This is a genomic window from Roseitalea sp. (genome assembly GCF_984466335.1).
Window position 1 is genome coordinate 1 of sequence record NZ_CFIFWG010000165.1, and the last position, 2615, is coordinate 2615.

Below are 2615 nucleotides of genomic sequence, written 5' to 3' on the forward strand. Positions count from 1 at the left end.
CGGCGGCCTTTTGAAATATCTGCGCGCCCACCCGGTCCCCAGGCTGACGATCGCCGGAGGGTTCGCCAAGATGACCAAGCTCGCCCAGGGCGCGCTCGACCTGCATTCGGCGCGCAGCCAGGTGGACATGGCGTTCCTCGCCGATCTGGCCGGCACCGCGGTGAATCGAAATGTCAAGACGCGGATTCTCGATGCCAACACCGCCAGTCAAGTGCTTGAGATAACGCGTGAATGCCGGATCGACCTGCCCCATCGGGTCGCCCGCCGGGCGCTTGAGACGGCAAGGGCCGCGCTGCGCGGCGCTCCGGTCGGCGTCGAGATCGTCATCGTCGACCGGCAGGGCGCGATCATCGCGCGGACGGGCTTTTCATGACCGGAACGATCCTCATCCTGGGCGGCACGCGCGAGGCCGCCGATCTGGCCCGCGCGCTCGTCGCGGACCGTCCGGGCCGGCGCGTGATCACGGCGCTGGCCGGCCGGACGAAGGAGCCCGGACCCGTCGCCGGCGAGGTGCGCATCGGCGGCTTCGGCGGCGCGGACGGGCTGGCGCGCTATCTGCGCGACCAAGGCGTGACACAATTGATCGACGCCACCCATCCCTATGCGAAGCGGATCTCCCGGAACGCGATAAAGGCCGCCGAAATGGCCGGCGTGCCGCTTGAGATACGCGCGCGCGCGCCATGGGAGCCCCGGCCGGGCGACGACTGGATCGCGGCGGGCTCGGAGGCCGAGGCGGCGGCCCTCATCCCGCCCGGCGCGCGCGTCTTCCTCGCGCTCGGCAGCCAGCATCTCGCCCCGTTCGCGGCGCGCAAGGATGCGTGGTTCCTGGTGCGCATGGTCGATGCGCCCCCCGCGCCCCTGCCCCTGGCGCGGCACGCCCTCGTCACGGGAAAACCGGGCGATGCCGCAGGGGAAGGCGCGCTGCTGCGCGCGCATGCGATCACGGTGATCGTCTGCCGCAATTCGGGCGGCGAGGGCGCCTACGGCAAGATCGAGGCGGCCCGCGCGCTCGGCATTGCCGTCATCATGATCGGCCGTCCGAACGGCTGAGCCCGCCCGCCGCTCAGCGCCGGCCGGCCTTCGCCTTCTTGCCGCGATTGCGCAGCACATGCGAAAAGTCGGCGTTGTAGAGGTCGCTGTCGCGGAAGTCGGCATCGCCGAAGACGGGCCCGACCAGTATGAGCGCGGTGCGGGTGATCCGGGCGGCGCGCACCTCGTCCTTCATCCCGGCGAGCGTCGTGCGGATGTAGCGCTCGTCCGGCCATGTGGCGCGATAGGCGATCACCACGGGGCAGTCCGCGCCATAATGGGGTTCCAGCGCCCGCCGGACATAGTCGAGATTGCGGATCGACAGATGGATGGCGAGCGTCGCGCCCGACCGGCCGAGCACTTCGAGCCGCTCGCCCTCGGGCATGGAGGACGCCTTCATGCCGGTGCGCGTGGCGATCACCGTCTGGGCGACCTCGGGCAGCGTCAGTTCGGTCTTCAGCGCGGCGGCGGCGGCGGCGAAGGCCGGCACGCCCGGCACCACCTCGTAAGGGATATCGAGCGCATCGAGCCGCCGCATCTGCTCGGCGATGGCGCCGTAGATGGACGGATCGCCCGAATGCACGCGCGCCACATCGTGCCCGGCCGCATGCGCCGTCTCGATCTCGGCGACGATCTGGTCCAGATGCATCGCCGCGGTGTCCATGACGCGCGCGCCGGAGGGCGCCGCGGCGACGACCTCCGGCGGCACCAGAGATCCGGCATAAAGGCACACGGGGCAGCGCTCGATGAGCCTCAGGCCGCGCACGGTGATTAGGTCGGGCGCGCCCGGTCCCGCGCCGATGAAATGAACGGTCATTGCGCCGCCTTCCCGCGCGCCGCCTTGCCCGCATAGCCGCGCGGCGTATAGGCCCAGAGGCGCCCGTCGCCGGTCGTGACCGTGCGCGTGTCGGACGAGCCGACGATCACCACCGTCAGCATGTCGACATCGTCGACCGACAGCGCATCGAGCGGCACGATGCGCACCCGCTCGCCGTCGCGGCCCAGATTGGCCGCCAGCACCACGGGGGTGTCGGCCGGGCGGTGGCGCAGAAGCTCATCGCGCGCCCAGGCCAGTTGCGTGCGGCGCTTTTTGGAGACCGGATTGTAGAAGGCGATGACGAAGTCCCCCTCGCCGGCCGCGCGCACGCGCCGCTGAATGTCCCGCCACGGCGTCAGGAGGTCGGACAGGGAGATGGTGCAGAAATCGTGGCCGAGCGGGGCGCCGGCGCGGGCGGCCGCGCCCTGGAGCGCGGAGATGCCCGGCGCGACGGCGATCGCGATCCGCCTTGCGCCATCGCTCAGATCGCCCCGGCCCAGCAGTTCGAAGACCAGCGTCGCCATCGCATAGATGCCCGCATCGCCCGAACAGACCAGCGCGACGTCACGCCCCCGGCACGCCAGGTCCATCGCATGGCGCACCCGGTCCTCCTCGCGGCCCAGATCGAAATCGTGCCGCGTCTTTGCGTCGGCGAGCGGGCCCAGAAGGTCGAGATAGAGCGAGTAGCCCACAAGGTCGGTCGCCGCGCGCACCATGGCCGTCGCCTCGGGCGAACGCCACCCCTCGCCGCCCGGCCCGATGCCGACCA

General features: G+C 71.2%; 3 protein-coding genes and 1 pseudogene. 2 read left to right on the plus strand and 2 right to left on the minus strand.

Annotated elements, in window-relative coordinates; all coding sequences use genetic code 11:
* Both AC5E6L_RS13065 and AC5E6L_RS13070 read left to right on the plus strand, forming a co-directional pair.
* Positions 1-373, plus strand: a pseudogene (locus AC5E6L_RS13065) (cobalt-precorrin-5B (C(1))-methyltransferase); the annotation flags it as partial.
* The gene (locus tag AC5E6L_RS13070; protein WP_491773844.1) at positions 370-1050 is read left to right on the plus strand and encodes a cobalt-precorrin-6A reductase; all 681 of its coding nucleotides are present in this window, start codon (positions 370-372) and stop codon (positions 1048-1050) included. The pseudogene AC5E6L_RS13065 and the gene AC5E6L_RS13070, both read left to right, overlap by 4 nt.
* A 13-nt stretch (positions 1051-1063) precedes the next feature.
* Here AC5E6L_RS13070 and cobM read toward each other — a convergent pair whose 3' ends face one another.
* Together cobM and cobJ are read right to left on the minus strand one after the other, a co-directional pair.
* Positions 1064-1846 (minus strand): precorrin-4 C(11)-methyltransferase, encoded by a 783-nt coding sequence (gene cobM / locus AC5E6L_RS13075; RefSeq protein ID WP_491230350.1) that lies wholly within the window; start codon positions 1844-1846, stop codon positions 1064-1066.
* A partial coding sequence (gene cobJ, locus AC5E6L_RS13080; RefSeq protein WP_491773846.1) for a precorrin-3B C(17)-methyltransferase occupies positions 1843-2615 on the minus strand: 773 nt, incomplete at its 5' end. The genes cobJ and cobM, both read right to left, overlap by 4 nt.